General features: G+C 28.9%; 18 protein-coding genes and 2 tRNA genes. 12 read left to right on the plus strand and 8 right to left on the minus strand.

The genetic code is table 11. The features are described from left to right. Positions 1-3: 3 nt before the first annotated feature. Together LRB30_RS03495 and LRB30_RS03500 are read left to right on the plus strand one after the other, a co-directional pair. On the plus strand, positions 4-984 hold the full coding sequence (locus LRB30_RS03495) for an ABC transporter permease subunit (protein ID WP_231014145.1): 981 nt from the start codon (positions 4-6) through the stop codon (positions 982-984). Then, positions 984-1844 carry an ABC transporter permease subunit gene (locus LRB30_RS03500; protein WP_231019400.1) on the plus strand — a complete coding sequence of 287 codons (861 nt, stop codon included), beginning with the start codon at positions 984-986 and terminating at the stop codon, positions 1842-1844. The genes LRB30_RS03495 and LRB30_RS03500 overlap by 1 nt, the downstream gene beginning before the upstream one ends. 7 nt (positions 1845-1851) lie before the next feature. Here LRB30_RS03500 and LRB30_RS03505 read toward each other — a convergent pair whose 3' ends face one another. Next, positions 1852-2487, minus strand: coding sequence for an endonuclease III domain-containing protein (locus tag LRB30_RS03505; RefSeq protein WP_231019407.1), 636 nt, complete (start codon positions 2485-2487; stop codon positions 1852-1854). 100 nt (positions 2488-2587) lie between these two features. On the opposite strand from LRB30_RS03505, the gene LRB30_RS03510 reads away from it, so the two are divergent. Then, a tRNA-Arg gene (locus LRB30_RS03510) sits at positions 2588-2661 on the plus strand. A gap of 7 nt (positions 2662-2668) precedes the next feature. Next, positions 2669-2741: transfer RNA gene (locus LRB30_RS03515), tRNA-Pro, on the plus strand. Positions 2742-2816: 75 nt separating this feature from the next. On the opposite strand, the gene LRB30_RS03520 is transcribed toward LRB30_RS03515, so the two are convergent. The 3 genes from LRB30_RS03520 to LRB30_RS03530 form a co-directional block, all read right to left on the minus strand. Continuing rightward, the gene (locus tag LRB30_RS03520; RefSeq protein ID WP_231019409.1) at positions 2817-4922 is read right to left on the minus strand and encodes a P83/100 family protein; all 2106 of its coding nucleotides are present in this window, start codon (positions 4920-4922) and stop codon (positions 2817-2819) included. A 105-nt stretch (positions 4923-5027) separates the two neighbouring features. After that, entirely contained in the window at positions 5028-6725 is a 1698-nt protein-coding gene (locus LRB30_RS03525) for a PQQ-binding-like beta-propeller repeat protein (RefSeq protein WP_231019419.1), read from the minus strand. A 34-nt stretch (positions 6726-6759) separates the two neighbouring features. Continuing rightward, entirely contained in the window at positions 6760-8391 is a 1632-nt protein-coding gene (locus LRB30_RS03530) for an ABC-F family ATP-binding cassette domain-containing protein (RefSeq protein ID WP_231014140.1), read from the minus strand. Between the two features lie 141 nt (positions 8392-8532). Here LRB30_RS03530 and groES point away from each other — a divergent pair, with 141 nt between their 5' ends. The 3 genes from groES (at position 8533) to LRB30_RS03545 (ending at position 10292) form a co-directional block, all read left to right on the plus strand. Further along, entirely contained in the window at positions 8533-8805 is a 273-nt protein-coding gene (gene groES, locus LRB30_RS03535) for a co-chaperone GroES (protein ID WP_002557327.1), read from the plus strand. 136 nt (positions 8806-8941) lie between these two features. Then, on the plus strand, positions 8942-9619 hold the full coding sequence (mnmD, locus tag LRB30_RS03540; RefSeq protein WP_231014139.1) for a tRNA (5-methylaminomethyl-2-thiouridine)(34)-methyltransferase MnmD: 678 nt from the start codon (positions 8942-8944) through the stop codon (positions 9617-9619). A 76-nt stretch (positions 9620-9695) separates the two neighbouring features. Beyond that, positions 9696-10292, plus strand: coding sequence for a hypothetical protein (locus tag LRB30_RS03545; protein ID WP_231019421.1), 597 nt, complete (start codon positions 9696-9698; stop codon positions 10290-10292). An 82-nt stretch (positions 10293-10374) separates the two neighbouring features. On the opposite strand, the gene valS is transcribed toward LRB30_RS03545, so the two are convergent. The 3 genes from valS to LRB30_RS03560 form a co-directional block, all read right to left on the minus strand. Further along, complete coding sequence (gene valS / locus LRB30_RS03550; RefSeq protein WP_231014662.1) at positions 10375-13002, minus strand: valine--tRNA ligase; 2628 nt, start codon at positions 13000-13002, stop codon at positions 10375-10377. A gap of 4 nt (positions 13003-13006) precedes the next feature. Next, a complete protein-coding gene (locus tag LRB30_RS03555) occupies positions 13007-13996 on the minus strand; it encodes a tRNA-dihydrouridine synthase family protein (RefSeq protein ID WP_231019434.1) in 990 nt (329 codons plus the stop codon). Between the two features lie 191 nt (positions 13997-14187). After that, complete coding sequence (locus LRB30_RS03560; protein WP_231019461.1) at positions 14188-14979, minus strand: septal ring lytic transglycosylase RlpA family protein; 792 nt, start codon at positions 14977-14979, stop codon at positions 14188-14190. 105 nt (positions 14980-15084) lie between these two features. Here LRB30_RS03560 and LRB30_RS03565 point away from each other — a divergent pair, with 105 nt between their 5' ends. Then, complete coding sequence (locus LRB30_RS03565; RefSeq protein ID WP_231019468.1) at positions 15085-16098, plus strand: L-threonylcarbamoyladenylate synthase; 1014 nt, start codon at positions 15085-15087, stop codon at positions 16096-16098. Positions 16099-16296: 198 nt separating this feature from the next. Here LRB30_RS03565 and plzA read toward each other — a convergent pair whose 3' ends face one another. Continuing rightward, positions 16297-17082, minus strand: a complete 786-nt coding sequence (gene plzA, locus LRB30_RS03570; RefSeq protein WP_231013997.1) for a c-di-GMP-binding receptor PlzA — start codon at positions 17080-17082, stop codon at positions 16297-16299. Between the two features lie 242 nt (positions 17083-17324). Here plzA and LRB30_RS03575 point away from each other — a divergent pair, with 242 nt between their 5' ends. The 4 genes from LRB30_RS03575 (at position 17325) to LRB30_RS03590 (ending at position 23653) form a co-directional block, all read left to right on the plus strand. Then, a complete protein-coding gene (locus tag LRB30_RS03575; protein ID WP_231019480.1) occupies positions 17325-20168 on the plus strand; it encodes a penicillin-binding protein 1A in 2844 nt (947 codons plus the stop codon). Positions 20169-20174: 6 nt separating this feature from the next. Next, the gene (locus LRB30_RS03580; protein ID WP_231013999.1) at positions 20175-20576 is read left to right on the plus strand and encodes a ParB N-terminal domain-containing protein; all 402 of its coding nucleotides are present in this window, start codon (positions 20175-20177) and stop codon (positions 20574-20576) included. Between the two features lie 24 nt (positions 20577-20600). Continuing rightward, positions 20601-22196: a glucose-6-phosphate isomerase gene (locus LRB30_RS03585; RefSeq protein WP_231014000.1), complete on the plus strand. Its 1596-nt coding sequence runs from the start codon at positions 20601-20603 to the stop codon at positions 22194-22196. A 65-nt stretch (positions 22197-22261) separates the two neighbouring features. Continuing rightward, positions 22262-23653 carry an L-cystine transporter gene (locus tag LRB30_RS03590; protein ID WP_231014001.1) on the plus strand — a complete coding sequence of 464 codons (1392 nt, stop codon included), beginning with the start codon at positions 22262-22264 and terminating at the stop codon, positions 23651-23653. The last annotated feature ends 7 nt before the right edge of the window (positions 23654-23660 follow it).

Below are 23660 nucleotides of genomic sequence, written 5' to 3' on the forward strand. Positions count from 1 at the left end.
TTATTGAAAATATTTATTTTTAAAAATACAATATATTTATTAATTAATTTAATTTGTGCATCATTTTTTTGCGTATCGTTAGTAAATTTTTTTTCAAATGAACAACAGTATATTCCTTTTGTTAAAGCAAATGTCTTGAAAAATTACTTACAATACATTGGAGTATATAAAAGTATAGAAAGATATGCCCTGATACATGACTTTAACCCCAAATCAAAATTAGAAAAAGATTGCTTTTTAAAGCATATAGCTGGCAATTCATATATAATATACAAAACAAAAAACAAAGGAATGCTGTGGGGCGACCATCGATACTCTCTGCTTAGCAAAGGAAAGCCAACTACTAAAATAATTTTTCAAAAAATATTCAATACTTTAAAAGTCTCAATTCCAGGCGCCCTACTCTCTTATATTGCAGCAATAGTCTTTATTATAATTTGGAAAATTTACATAAAAAACAACATAATAAATAACATTTTAGAATATTTAATGCTATTGCTCCACTCCATGCCAAGAAACTTAACAGTATTTTTAATATTATCTTTAATATATTACCTTAATTTAAATCCAAAAAATTTAATAATAGGTGGATTTGCATGGTTTTTTTCATTCTTCATATTTAATTCTGTAATTTTTAAACAATCTCTTGACAAAACTTTATCAGAATTTTACATAAAAGCCGCAAAATCAAGAGGAATAAATAAATTGCAAATAATCTTAAAACATGCATTAACTCCATCAATAACACCACTGCTCACAAACATGAGACCTATTCTTACAACCGCTTTTTTTGGAGCATCCATGATTGAATCGATGTTTGAAATTGATGGAATTGGAGCCTTATATTTAAATGCTTTAAAATTCAACGATTATGCTATTTCTAAAGATTTGATTTTTATTGGTGTTTTCATTATGCTTATTCCAAATATAATAACAGATATACTAATTTACAAAATTAACCCATATAAGGACACCCTAAACTAATGAAACCAGATACAATAATAAAAAAAATATATATCATACTCTTTAAAATATTTATTGTATTACTAATTATTACGCCATCACTAGTTAATGAAAATTCAAAAATTGCAATCTATAAAAAAGATCCAAATAAAGTCTATTTAAAACCTATTAAAAATATGCCTATGCCACCCACAAAAGACAACCCACTAGGAATCGACAAAATGGGAAGAGATATTATGGCAAGACTAATCATTGCAACCAGAAACTCTATTCTACTTTCACTAAGCTACGCAACAATTTCTGCAATAATTGGAATCTTTATTGGAACAATAATTGGCATGTTTAGTTTTGAAATTTGCATGCTAATTTCAAAGCCAATCGAAACATTGCAAACGTTACCCTTTTTTTACATTGTATCTTTGGTTTTTTATTACTTTTTAAACCAAAAAACTTACAACATGCTTCAAACAGCAACACTATTAGCATTGATCCATGGATGGATTAGATTTGCTTTTATTGCAAGAAACAATACATTAATAATAAAAAATTTAGATTATGTTAAAGCTAGTGAAGCTATGGGAGCAAGCAAAATTAGAATAATATTACATCATATTTTTCCAGAAGTATTCTCATCAATATCATCTATAATCCCATTACAAATGGGAAGAAGTCTTACTACTTTTGAAGTAGTAAGCTTTTTACAAAAACAAGATAAAAATCTATATCCCAGTCTTGGAGAACTGCTTAACTATATGCAAATGGGCAATAAATATCTATGGATATGGATCAATCCCTTGCTCATATTAATAGGAATAAACATAATATTAGCAATTATAAATTTTCAGCTGAGAAGAAAAATGAAGCATTTAATATCATCTTAAATAAAAATTAACAAATTCTTGGAGCAAATTTTTTTAAAAAACAATTATTACAACTTACATTTCTAGGGGTACAAATTTCTCTTGCATGCTTATTGATAGCCATAGAAAATCTATACTGCTTGCAAGGCTTTATTCTTCTTTTTAGATCCAACTCAATCTTAGTAGGAGAATTTTCCAAAGAAAGAGCATGCCTTGTAACAACTCTGCTAAAATGAGTATCTACAATAATTGCAGGCTTATTGTAAACAGCACCAAGAATAACGTTTGCTGTTTTTCGACCTACTCCGGGTAGCTTAACAAGATCAAAAATATTATTTGGAATAACGCCATTAAATTTTTCCAAAATATCAATAGAGCAATTTACAATATTTTTAGCTTTCCTTGAATAAAAACCAGTCTTATAAATTAATTTTTCAACATCTCTCACATTTGCTCTTGATAAACTTTCAAAATTTTCATACCTTTGAAAAAGATGTGGAGAAATTTTATTTACTAAATTATCTGTTGTTCTTGCACTTAAAATCACCATTATTAAAAGTTCATAATTGTTTTTATAATTTAAAAAAGGCTTAACATCAGGATATCTAAACAAAGTTTCATCTACAACCAAATCAAGATTAATCATAAAAAAATTATAAAACATTATAAACACAAAACAAAAATAAAAAATATACAAAGTAAAGGTATCTAGACTTTATTGACAAGGATTTTTCAAAATGATATACTCATCATTAGAATTTAAAGCACCAATAGCTCAATTGGATAGAGCAACAGACTTCTAATCTGTAGGTTTTAGGTTCGAGTCCTAATTGGTGCGCTTCATTCGGGATGTGGCCTAGTGGCTAAGGCACCTGCTTTGGGAGCAGGGGATCGTGAGTTCGAATCCCACCATCCCGAAAAAAAGCTAAAAACTTATGTTTTTAGCTTTTTTAGTTTTTTAAAAAATTATAGAAATTCAATCTAACCGTAAAATTATTCGACTTTCTTTAAAGTATTTAAATCTAACATAACTAGGTTTTTAAACTCATCTTGCAAATAAATAAAATTTTTTCTCACAGAAAAGCTAGTAAAAGGCATAATTTTATTCTCTGAAAGAATAAACTCATCTAAATTTTTAGGAGAAAATTTAGCCAATCTCCAATCATTACTACTCTCTTCATCCCTAACAGCTGCTAAAATCATCTTCGAGTCAACATAAAGAGATGAATTTTTATTAATCTCAAAATTAGACTCTGATACCACTTTTAAATTTTCAAGCTTATTAAGTATCTGAAGCTTAGCTTTTCCCGAATCCATTTTAATAACAACCAAATCTTTTTCCCGTTCATAAATTCCATACCGCTGAATGCCTTGTTGAGTGCTTTCTTTAAGTCTAACACCAGTATTTAAATCAATAAGCTGAAGAGTTCCTAAATTTGTAATTGGATCAATAACCTCTAAAAATACAGGATTACTAGAATCTATAGAAATAGTAGTCAAATCTTTATCCAAAAAAGTAGCTTGGTCTTCAACCTGAGGTTTGGTCTTTTGAAAATTAGCATCTTCACTATCTAACTTCTCTTTTGAATCAATGTCGTTATAAAAAGGTTTATCCAAGGGTGATGATTTACCAACATCGCTACTAGCCTTGGAAATCTTATCTGATTTTTCAACCTCAGAAACAGGTTTAAATTCTTTTTTACTATCTAACTTTTGATCTTCAGGCAATTTTTGCTCTTCTAGCATCCTAAGGTTTTCATCATTACTTAAATCGTTTTCTAAGCCTTCCTGTAATTTACCTTTGGTTATTTCTTCTTCCTTGACTTTACTTTTTTCTTTGCTAGAAGCTTTAGAATTTAATTCTCGATCAAGATCTAATGCCTTACCATCTTTACTTGCTTTATCATCTTTACTTTTTAAAAGCTCTGCATCACTTTTTTTTATTTCAATTTGCTTTTCAATTTCTATTTTTTGATTTTCATCACCAGTTTCTTTAAGCTGCTCCTGTAAATCTTCTAGAGTCTCTTTTATTTGCAGCTGCTTATCAACTTTAGGAGAACTTATATCACCAGGTTTTGGTAAATTCTTTTCTTTATTAATCTCGTTAATATCTTCTTGAATTTTCTCTCTAACAGTATCTCTTTGGGCATCTAAATTATCTTCAGCAGAATCTAATTTTTGCTGAGCTTTATCAAGATTAATCGCCTTTTTATCTAGTTCTTCCTTTTGTTTCTTTTTGGCATCAACCTGAATTTCAATCTCTTTTTTATGTTCTTCATCTGTAGCTTTTTCAAGCTGATTTCTTAAATTTTCAATAGTTTCTGTTATATTGGAATCACTCTCATGAATATCATCTAATTCGATATCAATTTTATCTTGATCTGCCTTATGAGTTTCGCCTTGAATGTCTGTAATATCTCTTGCAAAGTTAACACCTGCTTCATTTTCACTTAAAAGAGCTGCTATCACCTTATCTGTAACCAAACTGTCAATATCAATGTCAGACTCAATATTTCCAGACAGAATATCTTTTTTAAGAGGAATAAATATTTGTGTTTTTCCAGCCCATTGACTGTAAACCCTAGAAAGACCTGCATTTTCTTTAGTTAAAGACTCCAAAGCCGCCTTAATATAAAACCCTTTATAATAATCCAAATCTCCCCTATAAACAGCATTATATATTGTAATAACCTTAGCAATTAATTCTGCACTAGACTTGTCATAATCGAAAGACTTTATTAAATATCCTGTAAGGATTCTTCTTAAATTCAATATACTGTCAAGCCCTGACTTACTGCTAATAGAAAAAACATCGGTGCTTGCTTTTTTATCTTGATCATCAATAAATCTATTAATAAAATATTTGCCATAATAACTTGAGTTGCTATTGGAATTGGTCAAAGGTCTTGCTAAAAACTCACCAATACCCACGATTTGTTCATACGTATTTGTAGAATCATAAGGACCTTTATAATTTATAAACTCAAGATCCATATTAACAAAGTCCTTTAATTTTTCCCTATCAACTTTTCTGGCATTAAGAGGAAATCCATTCAAAAAGACAAGAAAAAAACTAAAGATTAGTAATATTTTTTTCATAAAAGAAATTCTCCTATAAACTTAATTATAATCTACCTTACCAACTAAATTCACCAATTTAAACCTAATTTTAACACAATCGGATTTATATGCAAAACAGATAATTCAATCTTGCGTACTGGAAATATCTTGAATGCTTGAAATAATTTCATTAATGTACTTATTAATATTTTCAGAAAAATTTTGCCGTCTCATAAACATTAATAACTTTATATACTTATGCTTACAAAGTTTAAGAGGTTTGTCTGTTGAATTTAAAATTATATTTCTCAAATTTAAAATCACAGAATAAGCTATTTCTAAATTACCTTGATAATTTAACACTATATTTTGGATATAATTGTATATAATACAATCTTGCCCATAATAACTTTCAAATTTAGTAATAGTTTGGACTATGGTAATTATATTATTAATATCTCTCTCTCTAATTGCTAAATTAATAAAACTCTTAATTGAAGCTTCATCATTAACATATACAAAATATCTATAAAGCTTGCCTCTTGAAGAAATTCTATCAAACCTCTTTTCTGACAAAAGCCACTCATTAAAAGCTTTTTCATATAAATTTAAATATTTTGGGGGAAAATTTCCATGTTCAGCTGCAAGAAAATCCAAAATTTCTAAAAATTTATTATAAGCAGTATCACTATAATTAGAATTAAGAATCTCTTCAAGAATTAAATAATTTTTATCATAATCTACAAAACGTTTTTCTTTTAAATCTATTCTGCCCTGATTGTATTTATTACCTCCAAAATGATTCCAAACGCTAACATCAAGCTCTTTGTCGTATTCGTAATAATAAATACTAAGAATCCAATCACCTCCCCCCAAGACAATAATGCCTGAATTAGCACTAAGTCCTGACAAGCCCTTAAGTTTAGCATCTGAAAAAAATATATCAAAATCCTCTTTAAAAGACAAAATTCCATTTGATTTGGTTGAAATTAAAAGATTTCTATTATTATAAAGAACGGCTTTCTCAATCTCAAAGTTCATTTTTTTTTTAAATTTAAGCTTAAAGTTTCTATTCAAATCAAAAAACATACCAACATTTGAAATCGCTACATATTCACCATTAAACTTTTCAAACAAAAAATTAACAGGAAAGTCTAACTTAATAGAGCTAACAATTTCCCCAAAATCTCTTTCATAAGCAACAATATGTCCTGACTTATGCCCAACAACCACCTCTTTTTTTGTATTTATCATTAACAAAAGAGGAAAAGCAACTAATCTGGAAAACCATTTCCTATTACCCAAAGAATCAAAAAAAAATATTTCATCATTTTCACTTGCAATACAAAAATCTCCATTATCAAAAACTACAGGAGAAGTAGCGGGTCTACCCCCTATGTCAACCTCAAACATTTTTTCACCGCTATTTAAATCAATAGAAACAACCTTTTCATTAACAAGAGGAATTAGGATGTTAACATTTCCCATTGCAGGAGAGCTCAAAGGTGAAAAATCAAGCTTATACTTCCAAACAAGCTTTCCTCTTTTGATCTTTTGAATTTCATTTCTAACTGTAATAACATAATACCCATTATCAAAATCTTTCAAAAGAAAAGGATATGGAATTCTATTTAGTCTATAAGAATATTTCTTCTCAAGTGACATTGTATAAGTAGTCAACCATCTATCTTTTGTTAAAACCGTAATAGTATCGCGTTTTTCATCAATAATTGGATTGCCAGCAACTTTGCCAGTTAATGCTTTTTGAAAATATAAATTAATACCAGAATAAAGCCTTAAATAAGAAGCTGAAAACACAAATATGAAAAGTAGACCTCTCAAAATACAAAACCTTTTGAGTTTCTAAAAACCACTACTAAAGCCTAAAGCCAGCATTACTGCCATAAAGATTATTTCTCAGATCCCTAATCTTAGCATCATCAATATACTCAGAAAAAGTCATATATCGATCAATTATCCCGTTCGGAGTAAACTCGATGATCCTATTGGCAACAGTGTCTATAAATTGATGATCATGTGATGTAAAAAGAACAACCCCTTTAAACTCTTTAAGCCCGGCATTTAAAGATGTAATTGCCTCAAGATCTAAATGATTTGTAGGTTGATCTAGTATTAAAACATTAGCTCCACTAAGCATAGCCTTAGCAAGCATGCATCTTACTTTTTCTCCTCCTGAGAGAACATTTACCTTTTTTAAAGCTTCATCTTGACTAAAAAGCATTCGACCTAAAAATCCTCTAATATAAGTTTCATCTTGTTCTTTTGAATACTGACGCAACCAATCGACTAAATTTAAATCTAAATCAAAGTATTTTCCATTATCTTTATTGAAATATGAAAAATTAACAGTAGATCCCCACTCATAATGACCCTTATAATTTCTATCTTCATTTGTAATAATATCAAACAAAAAGGTTGCAAACATAGGATTTCCCAAAAAAACAATCTTTTGCTGGGGTTCAACAATAATGCTAAATTTATTTAAAATTAAATTCCCTTCAAATTCTTTTATTAAATTTTTAATTGTAAGAACATTTTTGCCAAGTTCTCTTTCGCTTTTAAAATTAACATAAGGAAACTTCCTTGAAGAAGGTTTTAAATCTTCAACTCTTATTTTTTCAATCAACTTTTTCCTTGATGTTGCTTGTCTAGATTTAGATGCATTGCTAGAAAATCTTTGAATAAATGTCTTAAGTTCAGCAATTTTATCTTCAGATCGCTTTTTAGCATCTTTAAGTTGCTTGTTTAAAATCTGGCTTGTTTCATACCAAAAGTCATAATTTCCAAGGTACACTTGAATTTTGCCATAATCAATGTCAACAATATGGGTACAAACTTGATTTAAAAAATGTCTATCGTGAGATACAACAATAACTGTATTTTCAAAATTAATTAAAAACTCTTCTAACCATTTAATAGATTGTAGATCAAGGTTATTGGTAGGCTCATCAAGAAGCAATATATCAGGATCACCAAAAAGTGCTTGAGCTAATAGAACTCTAACTTTTAAAGCCCCTTCAACATCACCCATTAAATTATTATGAATTGCCTCATCTATTCCAAGGCCCTTAAGAAGAACTGCTGCATCAGATTCAGCCTCGTATCCCCCAAGCTCTGAAAATTCTGCTTCAAGTTCTCCAGCTCTAATCCCATCCTCATCAGTAAAATCAAGTTTACTATAAATTTCATCTTTTTCTTTTTGGACAGAATAAAGTCTTTTATGTCCCATAATAACAGTATCGACAACCTTATATCCATCATAAGCAAATTGATCTTGTTCAAGAGCTGCTAATCTTTGATTTTTAGGAATAGATATTTCACCCTTATTAGCCTCAATCATTCCCCCTAATACTTTTAAAAAAGTGCTTTTTCCTGCCCCATTAGCACCAATTATTCCATAGCAATTTCCGGGAGAAAATTTAATATTTACATCTTTAAATAAAACTCTCTCTCCAAATGCAACTTCCAAATTACTTACAGTTATCAAACCATTACCCTGCCTAAATTGATATTCTAATAACAAAATTATCTTGAAAATTAATTTAATTTTCAAGCACCATATAAATATATTGACTCAACTCTCAATTTTTTCGTATATTTAATATTATTACATAAGGAGATGTTTGAAATGAAAAATATTAAGCCATTAGCTGATAGAGTTTTAATAAAAATCAAAGAAGCTGAGAGTAAAACAATCTCAGGACTTTACATACCAGAAAATGCAAAAGAAAAAACAAATATTGGAACAGTTATAGCTGTTGGTTCTAACAAAGAAGAAATCACTGTAAAAGTTGGTGATACTGTGCTTTATGAAAAATATGCAGGAGCTGCTGTAAAAATCGAGAATAAAGAACATTTGATACTAAAAGCAAAAGAAATAGTTGCAATAATAGAAGAATAAAAAGCTAAGTTTAGCTACTTAGCTTTAATTTTTTATAAAAAATTAAAAATTTATATACAAAAACTTATTATTCTGATCAATCAAATTAAAAATTTCAAGCTTACAGAATTCTGTAAGCTTGAAAAGATAAAATTAAATGAAAAAGCCAATTTTTAAAGAGAAAACCATATATTCAAGCAAATTCGATGATATCTATTACAATCCAAAGCATGGAATTGAAGAGAGTTTTTATACATTCATTAAAGGATGTAATCTAGATTTAGAATTAAAAACCAAAAAAAATCTTTTAATAGCAGAGTTGGGATTTGGAACAGGATTAAACTTTGTGTGTCTTTTAAAATTCATAAAAGAAAACAACATAACCTCAAAAATTAATTATTATTCTATAGAAAAATATCCGCTTGAAAAAAAAACAATAATGCAAATTTCAAAGTTCTTCGTTAAAGAAACTGCTTATTTTAAATTAATGTTAAAACATTACCCTAAAATTCCAAAAAAAAATTTAAAACTAAAAATAATAGAAAATGTAAATTTAAAAATTTTAATTGGAGATGCTAAAATAAAAATCAAAGAAATTCCAAAAAATGTAGAATACTGGTTTTTAGATGGATTTAATCCTAAAAAGAATCCTGAAATGTGGAGCAACGAAATATTCAATTTAATTTCTGAGAAAAGCAGCACAGAATGCAGGCTTTCAACATTTTCCTCTGCAAGAATTGCAAAAGATGGCCTAAAATTTGCCAATTTCAAATACATTCACATAGAAAAAGGATTTGGAAATAAAAGACATATGATAAAGGCCCAAAAAAATTAATAATTTACTTTTAATATACATTACAAAAAATTTCCGCCAAGTATAATATATTATCAATGGCACAAGGAGAATTTTAATGACAAGAAAAATACTCGTTACGGTATTAATCCTTTTGATATCCAATAATTATGTTTTTGCAAAAGAAACAATCAAAGATTTGTTCTTTATACAAGATATACTAATAAAAAAAGAAAAATATTCCGAAGTTCTAAATAATGCAAGCCTTGAAGGCATTATTGAAATTGAACATAACGGAACACACATTAAAGATCACGATTCAGAAGTTAAGCTTATCCTAAAAGAAAAAGGATATAGAAGGAATTTCAGCTTTTTCAATCTTTTAAATACTAGCAATATAATCAAAAGTTTAATATTATTTGATAGCAGGCCAAAAAACATTAAAGAAAATGAAATCATATTATTAGAGACAAAAATGATTAAAGAAAATCCTTATAAACGATACAAAGACGACGATGATTTTGAATTAAAGCTAAGTGTAACTCGAAAAAGTAATCAAATTTATTTAATTATTGATTTCGATTTTATATTTGATCAAAGAAAAAGGTTTCCATCAATCTACATTAAAGAAGAAGATGTATCAACAATAACAAAAAGCTTTATGAAACTACAAGACTCAAACTTCTTATCTTCTCAAATATTAAATGATAATTAAAGATTCAAGATGCTATTTCTAATAGCATCTTATTTAAAAGTTAACCACACTAATTTCATTACATAATAATTTTTCAATCTTTTTACAGATTTTTCAAATTAATAATATAACTATTTATTTTATTAATTAAAGAAGAAAATTCTACAAATTTTAATTTTTCAGATTCAATAATTTCCTTAGGTGCATTCATTAAAAAATTTTTATTTTCAAGTTTCTTTGAAACAGAAATATTGAGCATTTTATACTTTTCAAGCTGCTTTTCAAGCCTTATTAACTCTTTAGTTTTATCTATCAATGACTTAACATCTGCATAAATTTCAAAACCAACTGCAGCTATACCAAGCATGCCATCACAATTTTCATTGTAAAATATGTTTTTAAAATTAATCATTCTTTTTACAATACTTTCATTGGCCTTAAAATATGCCTCATATTTAAAATCAGCATCAAACTTCAAAACAACATCAATTTCAACACTAGCAGGTATATTAAATTCGCTCTTAAGTGTTCTAATAGCTATAATGAAAGTTTTCAATACTTTAAAACTTTCAAATTCTTCTTGAAAATTATTGGCAATATCAAAACTTGGATATTCATTTAAAGCTAAAATATCTTCCTTTTCTGAAAATTCAGAATAAATTTTTTCTGTAACAAAAGGAATAAACGGATGTAAAATTAATAATGCTTTTTTAAGAAAAAATAACAATTTAGAAATAGCCATATTTTGAGTATCAATATTTTCATTATTTAAATCAATTTTGCTAATTTCAATATACCAATCACAAAAATCATTCCAAAAAAACTCATAAACAAATTTTGAAGCTTCATTATATTTATAATTTGCAAAAGAAGACTCTACACCAAAAATGGTCGAATTTAAGCTTGTAAGCAGCCATTTGTCAATGTTGTTAAATTTTAAATCATTTAATATTTCTCTATTTTTAAAATTTAAAAGAATAAATTTGGAAGCATTAAAAACTTTGTTTGCAAACTTAGCTCCAAACATAAAATCTTTAGCATCAATATTTAAATCTTGACCTTGAACAGACAAAAAGGATAAAGTAAACCGCAAAGAATCACTTCCATACTCATTAATAATATCAAGGGGATCTATTCCATTGCCCAGGGACTTTGACATTTTTTTGCCTTGTTTGTCCCGCAAAAGAGGCGTAATATAAACATCTTTGAAAGGAACTTGTCCTGTAAATTCTAATCCTGCCATCACCATTCTTGCAACCCAAAAAAATATTATATCGTAAGCTGTTATTAAGGTATTTGTTGGATAATAATTTTTAAAATCAACAGTAAAATCGGGCCATCCAAGCGAAGAAAAAGGCCATAGCCAAGAAGAAAACCAAGTATCAAGAACATCTGGATCTTGAATAAACCTCTTGCCCATATTCTTTTCATCTAAAGAAGGATCAGTATCACTAACAACAAGATCAGACGTATCAACATCGTACCAAACCGGTATTCTATGCCCCCAAACAAGTTGTCTTGATATACACCAATCTCTAATATTTGAAAGCCAATGTTTATATGTATTTTCCCACTTTTTAGGATAAAATCTTAACTCTCCATTCTCTAAAGCCTTTAAAGCTTTGTCTGCAAAAGGCTTCATTCTCACAAACCACTGAGTAGACAAATAAGGTTCAACAACCTCACCTGAGCGATAACAATGCCCAACCTGTTGTCTGTGCTTTTTGACATCTTGCAAAAAACCTTTTTCCATTAATTCTGTCTCAATTTTAAATCTTGCATCCTTCACGCTTAATCCTTGGTATTGCAAAGGAACATTTTTATTAAGTTTTCCATCTTGAGTTAAAATATTGACCTTAGAAATATTATGCCTTTTTGAAATTTCAAAATCATTAGGATCATGCGCGGGAGTAACTTTTAAAGCTCCAGTGCCAAAAGCACTGTCAACATAAAAATCTGCAATAATTTTTATCTTTTTAGTTGTCAAAGGAATTGTAACTTCTTTGCCAACCAAAGACTTATATCTCTCATCATTAGGATTAACAGCAATGGCAGTATCCCCAAACATTGTCTCAGGCCGAGTTGTTGCAACCTCAATAAAAGAAGAATTATCAATAAAGTACTTAACAAAATAAAGCTTGCCATCAACTTCTTTGTATTCAATCTCTTCATCGCTAACAACACTCCCAGATCCAGGATCAAGATTAACAAGATACTCGCCCCTATAAATCAACCCCTTAGAATATAAGTCCTTAAAAACCCTGTTAACAGCTCTACAAAGATTCTCATCAAGGGTAAATCTTTCTCTTGAATGATCATAAGATGCTCCAAGTTTATTTATCTGATTGACAATCATACCCCTATGCCTATCTTTTAATTTAAAAATTTCTCTAACAAGCTCTTCTCTTGCAAAATCATCCTTGCTTTTACCAATCTTTTTAAGATGTCTTTCAAAAACAGACTGAGTTGCTATTCCTGCATGATCTGTACCAAAAAGCCACAAAGTATTGTGTCTTTTCATTCTTTTATACCTTACAAGAACATCTTGTAAAACAAAATTAAGAGCATGCCCCATGTGCAACACGCCAGTAACATTAGGAGGGGGCGCAACCATAATAAATTTTTCAAATAAAGAATTATTTGGCAAAAAAACATTATTTTTAAGCCACTTAGTGTAAATTTCGTCTTCAAATGCCTTGGGATCATATTTTTCAAGAGGTTTACAATTCATCGTTTTAAAAATCTCCTACCATTTCAATAACTTTTAAATTTTCAAAAAGCTCTTCATAAGTTTTTGAATTTATAAGATTTGAAAAATATTTACTCTGTCTTTCTTTCTCAGTAAAATATATCTTAAAATATTTTTTAAGTTTATTAAAATCTTTTTCAAGTCCCCAAGTAGCATGAAAATCCTTTATATGGAATTTTAATATATTTAACCTAAAATTTAAATTACTATCTAAAAAGTGCTTTGAAGAGGGTTTAAATAAATTCAAATTATCAAAAATTCCACGACCAAACATAATCCCATCAATTAAATATTTATCAACATAATATCTAGCGTCCTTAAGACTCAAAACATCTCCATTGCCAATAATCAGAGTAGAAGGACTAAGATTATTTCGTAATTTAACAAGTTCATAAAAAATATCAAAATTAACAGAACCTTTGCTCTGATTAATAGCAAGTCTTGGATAAACCGTTAACATATCAATTTTAAGGCCTAACAAAAACCCCAGCCAATCATCAACTTCTGGATATGAAAATCCGTGCCCGGTCTTAACACTAAGAGGCAAATTAAATCTCGCACACGCTTCTTTGCTTGCAAGAATTATTTCTTTAATCAAAGATTTATTATTAATTAAAGCTGAACAACCTCCTTTTTTAATTATCTTACTCTTAGGACACCCCATATTAATATCAATTCCCCAAAACCTCTTGCCCCCCAATATTTCTATTGCTCTATAAAATTGTTCGGGGACATTGCCCCAAATTTGAGCAATTAAAGACCTATTAAGTTCATTGAGTTTTAAGAAAGTATTTTGAATAGATTGTTTTGATCTATTCAAAATCCCTTTTGTAGAAACAAACTTAGTAAAATAAATATCGGGTTCTCCTTCTTCAGATCCTATTAAATGAATTAAATTTCTAAAAACAGTATCGGTAACGTCCTCCATTGGAGCCAAAATCATAATTGGAAGAGAAATATCAAATAAAAACTTCATAAAATAACTATATAATAATAAAATACAAATTTTAAGCAAAGTAAAACAATCGCTTAATAAATTTAGATTTCTAAAAATAAAACTGCAATTTTTAAAATAAAAAAATATCACAAAAGAACTGGCAATAAAGGACATAATTATAAAATTTTAAAAAGTTAATAAATAATTTTAATAAAAAATAATTTAAAAAATCAATCCATAATAAGGCTCTCGCCTGGAACCTTGGTTTTTCTTATTAAAGTATCTTTATATCCAGCAGATTTAATAAGCTCTATATTTCTTTGAACATCATCAGCATTAGTAGGAATAAAAACGGTATAAAACGGCCCGTGAGAATTTACTACAACAAAAAGACCCGCTTTTTTTAATATTTGATAAGCCCTATCAGCATAATCTTTTTTTTTATAAGATCCAACTTGTATGTAAAAATCTGTTTCTTTGTCAGTAGAAACTAAATAATCTGCCAATAAATTCGAAGATTTATTTTCAACAGAAACATTTTCGTCTGATTTATTAGTTTTCTTTTCTTCTTTAATCTCAGGAATATTATTAAATGTTTTTTTAAAGTCACTAGATTTTGATACAGAAGGTCTTTTTTCATTTACACTTTTAATTATTTCAATTTTTACAGGAGCAACCCCTATTCCTAAAAAATCAAGCTTCTCAGCGGCATGTTTTGACAAATCGATTATTCTATCCTTTCTAAAAGGACCTCTATCATTAATTCTTACAACAACTGATCTATTATTTAAAAGATTTGTAACCCTTACGGTAGTATTAAAAGGCAATTCTTTATGAGCAGCCGTAAGAGCCATCATATCAAATTTTTCGCCATTAGCAGTGGTTTTACCGTGGAAAGCTTCGCCATACCATGAAGCAAGGCCTACTGTGGCAGAATTTAAATGAGAAGCAATAAAAAAAAATACAAAGAGAAAAACAAGGTTTTTCTTATCTCTTAAGATGGCATAAATTAAATTTCTCATAATGTTTATTATAATATAAAAACATATTTCAACAAACAATTGGGCTTACAAATTGCTTATTTACATTTTTTTTGATTTAATTATAAAAAGAAAAAAGTCTAAAAAATGATATCAACAGAAATAATTAGCAACAGTCAAATACAAAAAGCAGCAAAATTTATCAAAATAGGAGAGCTTGTTGTATTCCCAACAGAAACAGTTTACGGAATTGGAGCAAATGCTTACAATGAGGATGCTGTAAAAATGATTTTTTTAGTAAAAAAACGACCTATTAATAATCCTTTAATAGTACACGTTGATACTGTTAAAAAAATAAAAGAATTATCAGAATATATTCCCAAAAGTGCTTTCATACTAATAAAAAAATTTAGTCCAGGCCCTTTAACTTATGTTCTTAAAAAATCAATAAAAATATCTAGATTTGTAAGTGGAAATCTAGACACAGTGGCAATAAGAATTCCTGCAAATAAAACAGCTTTAAGCCTAATAAAAGCATCCAAAGTCCCCATAGTAGCACCGTCTGCAAATATATCAAAAAGACCAAGCTCAACAAATTTCGAAATGGCCTTAAAAGAATTAAATGGGCTTGTAAGGGGAATAATAAAAACAGAAGAGAGCAAAGACTTTAATATTGGAATCGAATCAACTGTGATTGGATTTGACCTAAAAGACAACGTGCTGATATTAAGACCGGGTGCAATAACAAAAAAAATGATAGAAAATGAACTTCAAGGAAAATATAAAGTAAATTATGCAGAAACAAGAATAGAACTGGAAAAATCACCCGGAAACATAATAGAACATTATAAGCCAAAAATTCCCGTCTATTTATTTAAAAGTAAAGATAACATAAGAAGATATTTAAACAAAGATACAAAAATACTTATCACGAAAGCTACTCTAAAATCCTATTTATTTAATTCTTTTTGGGATAAAAAAAATATTACAGTATTTAACACCCTTGAAGAATATGCACAAAATCTTTACAAAGAACTGGTAAATTCTGAAAACAACTACAAACAAATACTTAGTGAATTCTTAAAAGACGAAGAGCTTGGATACTCAATAAACAATAGAATCAAAAAAGCCAGTTCAAATAGATTTATTAACAAAAAATGATGCTAAATTGTTATTTAAAAAATTCAAAAAGGAATAATTATTATTAATAAAACAATAATAAAATCAAAAGTCTAAAGACACAGTACACCTCTCCTCTCCAACCTTAACAAAACCAGCAAATACAGCCAATAAAACTTAAGGTTAAGTATTTCAAGCAAATTTTAGCATAATTACATAATAAAAATTTCAATCTTCTGATTAATTGAAATAATCGTGGATTAACATAGTATACTCAAGTGGTATTTTGTCTTCATCAAAAGCAATACCAAGCGCAAAAACCTTTCCACTAGGCGTCTGAATAACGCTTAAGCTTTTTGATTTACCTTCAATAAAAATTTCTTCATCCATAAATTCAAAACTAAAAATCAAATCAATTGCATCTTCCTCAACATCCCCATAATCAAAAGAAGAAATTACTAAAGCGCCTCCATAAGATAAATCTTTTATTAAGCATTTATGTTTTGCTCCATTAAACTTGATAAAAGCTTTATCAGAATCAATTTTTAGCTTTCTAATAGAATCTTTATCGATAATAATCCTCTCATGAATTCTCTGATTTTGCCCAAGTTTTAAATCAAGAAGCTTTCCAACTTTAATAGCAATCTCTTCTGGAACAGGAGATAAAAATTCTAATGTTAATAAATTGTATTCCTTATTCAAAGAAGAATAAGCAGAAGCACTCAATAGCTTCACAGACAAAAAGGGAAAAAAAGCCACACTACTCTTAGAATCTGATTTCTTTTTAAGTTGAATAGAGCCTAAATTTTTATTTTTAGCCAAAGCAGGCAATACTGTATCTTCTTGAAAGATAAGCTTAAGAGAATCCATAGAAATAGAATAAATTACTCCAAAAACGGTATAAGAGCCTACTCTCATCTCAATAGTATTGCAAAGATTTAAAAAACTATTTATCTCTGTACTCATTTTAATCTCTTTGCCCCTATACTTAGCCCCATAATCTCTTATTTTTCTAGACAAAAGCATAAACCTCTCCTTTCTCCTTTTTTGAATATAAAAACACTATACAAAGCTTAATCAACAAACAATAAATCTACTCATTAAAATCAAAAACATGCCATTACCCACTCCTAACAACATCTTTTAATTAATAAAACTTAAAAACGCTGTTTACATAGTGTAAGATTATAACAATAATTTTACACTATAACAATCAATCTATAATATTATTAATTCTTATGCACTTATAGTATACTTTAGTAAAAAGTATGAAATTAAATAGCCCCAATTTGAAAAAAATAAATATGCATAAGCTGCTTATTTATTTAACATATTTTGCAGTTAGCTTTTCTATTATTACACTCTCATTAGCAGTATCTAAAACTATAAACATACAAAAAGATAAAAATTTTGGATATGTAAATCCAGCAGTTCCTTCAAGACTTTTAGATATTAATGGAAAACAAATAACTCAATTTATATCTGATGAGAATAGAGAATTAATGCCTTTGAGAAAAATGCCTGACAATCTAATTAATACGCTTTTAATACGAGAAGATATTGGGTTTTTTTCTCATCGAGGTTTTTCCTTGATAGGAATATTTAGAGCTGCATTTAATATTGTTCTTGGCAGATATTTTTCAGGCGGCAGCACATTAACCCAACAACTTGCAAAGCTCCTCTACACAAATCAAGCAAGAAGATCAATTTTGAGGAAATTACATGAAATATGGTGGGCAATTCAACTTGAAAAAAAACTCTCAAAATACGAAATACTAGAGAAGTACCTTAATAAAGTTTACTTTGGAAACGGAAACTATGGAATAGTTGCAGCATCAAAATTCTTTTTTGGCAAAAGTGTAAATAAAATCAATACAGCAGAATCTGTAATGATGATAATTCAGCTTCCAAACGCAAAACTTTATTCACCTCTTTACAATCCAGAATTTTCAAAAAAAATACAGCGCGCTGTTTTAAACCAAGTTGTATCAAATGGAATAGTCAAGGCTGAAATTGCTGAAAAAGAATTTAATGAATACTGGCAAAATTATGATTGGACTAGAATGGCTGACACATCTGCAATTTCAAACAAAAAAGACCAAGCTCCTTATTTTTCTGAATATATAAGGCAAAAAATACTAAAATATTTACCAGATGGTGCAAACATATATAAAGATGGATACTCAATATATTCAACCCTTGATCTTGAGGCACAAAAATATGCAGATAAAGTCACAAACGATATGATTAATAAAGCAAGAACAATGCACAATTCAAATAGATCATCTGAAACAATAATTATTAATTCAGAAATTGTCCCTGTAGTAGATGCAATATCAGATTTATTAGGAATTAAAAATTTAAGAATAAATGGAAGGCAATATAAAAAACTAAGAAAAAGAAAATTTTACGAAGACAATATTGATCTAATTGCAAGCTTTGGAGCTATACTTGGAATTGATAAAATAGATAAGGCAACAAAAGAATATATTATCAAAAACAAATTAACACCAAAACTAATTGCACAGCCTGAAGGAGCAATGATAGCAATAGATACAACGAGCGGAGCAATAAGAGCTATGGTTGGGGGAAGTGGACATACTAAAGACAATGAATTTAATCGAGCTACACAAGCAAAAGTCCAGCCTGGAAGTGCATTCAAAGCATTATATTTTGCAGCCGCAATTGATCTAAAAAAAATAACAGCTGCCACAATGTTTTCAGACTCTCCGGTAGCATTTCTAAATAAAAACGGAGAAGTTTATGCTCCAGGAAATTATGGTGGCAAATGGAGGGGCAACGTTTTAACACGCCAAGCATTAGCTTTGTCCTTAAATATTCCAGCATTAAGAATACTAGACAGGATAGGTTTTGACTCTGCAATTAGCTACTCTTCAAAACTACTAGGAATAACAGATCCAAAAGAAATAGAAAAAACGTTTCCAAAAGTTTATCCATTAGCACTGGGCATAATATCGGTTTCTCCAATCCAAATGGCAAGAGCCTTTGCAATTTTAGGAAATAGTGGTAACGAAATCGAACCTTATGGGATAAGATACATTGAAGACAGGGCTGGAAGAATAATAACAAATGAAGAAGCAAACATATTGGCTAAAATAAAAAGCAAGGAACATCAAACCCAAATAGTGTCTCCTCAAACCGCTTATATCATCACAGATATGATGAAATCAACAATTCAATACGGAACCTTAGTAAATCAAAGATATACAAATCTCAAAAATTTTAAATCAGACATTGCTGGAAAATCGGGAACAACACAAAATTGGGCAGACGGATGGGCAATAGGATATTCTCCTTATATAACAACAGCATTTTGGGTTGGATTTGACAAAAAAGGATATTCACTGGGAACATCTGGAACAGGAACAGGATTGGCAGGGCCTAGTTGGGGAGAATTCATGGCAGAATATCACAAAAACTTGCCCAAAAAAGTTTTTGTAAAGCCTGCAGGAATAATTAGTATCCCTGTACAAGCAGAAACTGGCCTACTACCAGAAGAAATTGCTGATGAGAAAATAATAAATGAGCTATTTATTTCTGGCACCCAACCAGTTGAAAAATCAAAATATTACGAAAATAAACAAGAATTTAAAAATACAATAGAATTTAACATATATGGAATTGATGAGATTAATAATAACGATGAAATAAATTTTGACACTCCTGAATTTGAATATCTTGATAATAATCTTGAAAGCTTTAACAACAATAGCAATAATAATAACAATGATCTTGAAAGTATTAACAATAACAACAATAACAATGATCTTGAAAGTATTAACAATAACAACAGTAACAATGATCTTGAAAGCACTAATAATAATGAAGAAAATCAAAATGAAGATGAAATAGAAATGAACATCAAAGAACCCTTAAGTGAAATAGAAAATAAAAACTCACAACAAGAGCCAATAAATAACAATAATAACCGAGAAATGCCTATTGAAAACAACAAAGAAATTAAAGACGAAGTCATTATTAATGAAACAAACACAGAAACACAAAACACAAAAGAATTAAATTCAAAAAACAATAAAAATGAGAAAATTAACAATAAAGACGTCAACGGAGAAGATATCCAATTGGATTAAAACAATATGTTAATAGATATCGATCAAATAAAAATAAAAAAAAGAATTAGAAAAAATATAGGAGACATTGAAACTCTTAAAAACAGTATTATAAAACATGGATTAATTTATCCAATAATAATAGATAAAAATAAAAACTTGATAGCAGGACTTAGAAGATATCAAGCTTTAAAAGAAATAGGTTGCAAAGAAGTTGAGGTAAAGGTAATCTCAATTGAAAACAAAAAAACTTTACTTGAAATTGAACTTGATGAGAATAATGTTAGAAAATCATTTACAAGAAGCGAGGCAAACACAGGAGAAGCTTACTTAAAAATTTATTCTGAAAGCAATATAATAATAAGATTTTTCAAATTTATTATCTTAAAAATTAAAAACATGTGTAAAAGAAAAAATAGAAAAATTTAAACCATAATAAAGGGGTGTGTGTTTATGTTAAATTACAAAAATCTTGATGAACTTGAAAATTTTAAAATCCTTGAAGGAATTGCTCCAGAAGTGCTCAAAACGGCATTAACTGGAAAAAGAATAAAAGAATATGACATTACAATAGAAGGAGATAGTGTACATTATAACTATGCTTCAAAGCAAATTAATGAAACCCACCTTAAAATATTTCAAAATTTAAGCGATGAAGCAAATTTAATAGAAAAATATAAAGAAGTGCTTAATGGAGAAAAAATCAATATTAGTGAAAATAGAAAAGTCTTGCATCACCTTACAAGAGGACAAATTGGTAAGGACGTAATAGAAGACAATAAAGAAAATATGAGAGAGTTTTTCCAATCAGAACTTGAAAAAATATATAATTTTGCAAAGCAAATTCATTCTGGCAACATTAAAAGCTCAAATGGTAAAAAGTTTAAAAACGTAGTTCAAATAGGAATTGGTGGGTCTAGCCTGGGGCCAAAAGCTCTTTATAGCTCAATAAAAAATTATGCAAAAAAACACAATCTAGCTATAATGAATGGTTATTTTATTTCAAACATTGATACAGACGAATCAGAAGAAGTATTAAGCAGCATTAATGTTGATGAAACGCTTTTTATTATTGTCTCAAAAAGTGGAAATACATTAGAAACCAAAGCTAATATGCAATTCTTAATAAACAAATTAAAATTAAATGGCATAAAAGAATATAAAAAACAAATGGTAATTATAACATTAAAAGATAGTATGTTAGCACTAGAGGAAAAAGGATATCTTGAATATTTCTTTATGCATGACTCAATAGGTGGAAGATTTTCTCCAACATCAGCAGTTGGACTTACATTACTTACTCTTTGCTTCACAGAAAAAATTGCAAAAGAAATTATAAAAGGGGCTAGCGGAGCTGACAAAAAATCATTAAACAAAAACATAAAAGAAAATGCATCTCTCTTAGCAGCACTAATTAGCATATATGAAAGAAATGTTCTCAACTACAATAGCAACTGCATCATTGCTTATTCTAAAGCAATGGAAAATTTTTATCTTCATTTACAACAACTTGAAATGGAAAGTAATGGGAAAAGTGTAAATAGATTTAACGAAACAATAAACTATAAAACTGTAAGAATAATTTGGGGGGGCATTGGAACAGATGTTCAACACTCATTCTTTCAAATGCTTCACCAAGGAACAGATATAGTTCCAATGGATTTCATAGGTTTCAATGAAACACAACTTAAAGAAGATACAATAACTGATAACAGCTCAAGCAATGATAAATTAAAAGCAAATCTAATAGCCCAAATAATAGCATTTTCAAAAGGCAAAGAAAATAGTAACAAAAATAAAAATTTTCAAGGCGAAAGGCCTTCTGCACTAATATATTCAAAAGAATTAACACCTTATGCAATAGGAGCAATACTCTCCCATTATGAGAATAAAGTAATGTTTGAGGGATTTCTATTAAATATAAACTCATTCGACCAAGAAGGAGTTCAACTAGGAAAAATTATTGCAAACCAAATTTTAAAAAATAACACATTTGAAGATGAAGTAATAGAATCTTATTCTAAAAAAATTTTATTAAAACAAGATTAATTAATCTTTGAATATATCACCTTAAGTTTAAAAAAGAATGCACTAAACTTATATAAGAGGGAATAATGGACAAGATAAGTATATTATATACATTAATTAATATTATGATTATGCTTATTCTAATAGGCATAATTTATTTTTGTAAAAGAAAAAATGTTTCTTTTACAAAAAGAGTGTTTATATCGTTAGCAATCGGAATAGTATTTGGAATGACTATTCAATGTTTTTATGGAACAAATTCAGAAATAACAAACGAAACTATAAATTGGATAAGTATTTTGGGCGATGGATACGTAAGGCTCCTTAAAATGATTATAATCCCCTTAATAATAACATCAATAATATCTGCAATAATAAAATCAACCAACAGTAAAGATGTTGGAAAAATGAGCTTACTTGTAATATTAACACTAGTATTTACAGCAGGTATTGCTGCCATAATTGGCATTTTCACTGCTTTAGCATTAGGATTAACAGCCGAAGGACTACAAGCAGGAACTAGCGAAATTTTACAAAGTGAAAAATTGCAAAAAGGCCTTGAAATATTAAAGCAAACACCAATCACAAAAAAAATCACAGATCTTATTCCACAAAATATATTTGAAGATCTCGCAGGACTTAGAAAAAACTCAACCATCGGAGTTGTGATATTTTCAGCTATCATAGGAATAGCCGCCCTTAAAACATCTATCAAAAAGCCAGAATCAGTAGAATTTTTTAAAAAAATAATATTAACGCTTCAAGATATAATATTGGGTGTAGTAACTTTAATTTTAAAACTAACACCTTATGCTATATTAGCTTTAATGACAAAAATTACAGCAACCAGCGAAATCAAAAGCATAATAAAGCTTGGGGAATTTGTAATTGCTTCCTACATTGCCATAGGTCTTACATTTCTTATGCATATGACATTAATTGCAATAAATAAATTAAATCCAATTACTTTTATAAAAAAAATATTTCCAGCACTATCATTTGCATTCATATCTAGATCGAGTGCTGCCACCATACCTATTAATATAGAAATTCAAACTAAAAATCTGGGAGTAAGCGAAGGAATAGCAAATTTATCAAGCTCCTTTGGAACATCAATTGGACAAAATGGTTGTGCAGCACTACACCCAGCTATGCTTGCGATAATGATAGCACCAACTCAAGGAATAAACCCTACAGATATTTCATTTATACTCACACTTATTGGATTAATAATAATAACTTCATTTGGAGCTGCTGGAGCTGGCGGAGGTGCAACAACAGCCTCGCTAATGGTGCTCTCAGCAATGAACTTTCCAGTAGGATTGGTTGGACTTGTAATATCTGTTGAGCCTTTAATTGATATGGGAAGAACGGCCGTTAATGTGGGCGGCTCAATGCTTGCAGGCGTTATATCTGCCAAACAGCTCAAACAATTCAACCACAATATATACAACCAAAAAGAGCTCATAAGCAAATAAATAGGAA

Source organism: Borreliella americana (assembly GCF_021043605.1).
Lineage (GTDB): Bacteria > Spirochaetota > Spirochaetia > Borreliales > Borreliaceae > Borreliella > Borreliella americana.

Bases quoted from the DNA above. Each gene is read 5' to 3' on its own strand.
- LRB30_RS03500 (WP_231019400.1), top strand. From the start codon at position 984: ATGAAACCAGATACAATAATAAAAAAAATATATATCATACTCTTTAAA.
- LRB30_RS03505 (WP_231019407.1), bottom strand. From the start codon at position 2,487: ATGTTTTATAATTTTTTTATGATTAATCTTGATTTGGTTGTAGATGAA.
- LRB30_RS03520 (WP_231019409.1), bottom strand. From the start codon at position 4,922: ATGAAAAAAATATTACTAATCTTTAGTTTTTTTCTTGTCTTTTTGAAT.
- groES (WP_002557327.1), top strand. From the start codon at position 8,533: ATGAAAAATATTAAGCCATTAGCTGATAGAGTTTTAATAAAAATCAAA.
- mnmD (WP_231014139.1), top strand. From the start codon at position 8,942: ATGAAAAAGCCAATTTTTAAAGAGAAAACCATATATTCAAGCAAATTC.
- LRB30_RS03545 (WP_231019421.1), top strand. From the start codon at position 9,696: ATGACAAGAAAAATACTCGTTACGGTATTAATCCTTTTGATATCCAAT.
- valS (WP_231014662.1), bottom strand. From the start codon at position 13,002: ATGAATTGTAAACCTCTTGAAAAATATGATCCCAAGGCATTTGAAGAC.
- LRB30_RS03555 (WP_231019434.1), bottom strand. From the start codon at position 13,996: ATGAAGTTTTTATTTGATATTTCTCTTCCAATTATGATTTTGGCTCCA.
- LRB30_RS03560 (WP_231019461.1), bottom strand. From the start codon at position 14,979: ATGAGAAATTTAATTTATGCCATCTTAAGAGATAAGAAAAACCTTGTT.
- LRB30_RS03565 (WP_231019468.1), top strand. From the start codon at position 15,085: ATGATATCAACAGAAATAATTAGCAACAGTCAAATACAAAAAGCAGCA.
- plzA (WP_231013997.1), bottom strand. From the start codon at position 17,082: ATGCTTTTGTCTAGAAAAATAAGAGATTATGGGGCTAAGTATAGGGGC.
- LRB30_RS03575 (WP_231019480.1), top strand. From the start codon at position 17,325: ATGAAATTAAATAGCCCCAATTTGAAAAAAATAAATATGCATAAGCTG.
- LRB30_RS03580 (WP_231013999.1), top strand. From the start codon at position 20,175: ATGTTAATAGATATCGATCAAATAAAAATAAAAAAAAGAATTAGAAAA.
- LRB30_RS03585 (WP_231014000.1), top strand. From the start codon at position 20,601: ATGTTAAATTACAAAAATCTTGATGAACTTGAAAATTTTAAAATCCTT.
- LRB30_RS03590 (WP_231014001.1), top strand. From the start codon at position 22,262: ATGGACAAGATAAGTATATTATATACATTAATTAATATTATGATTATG.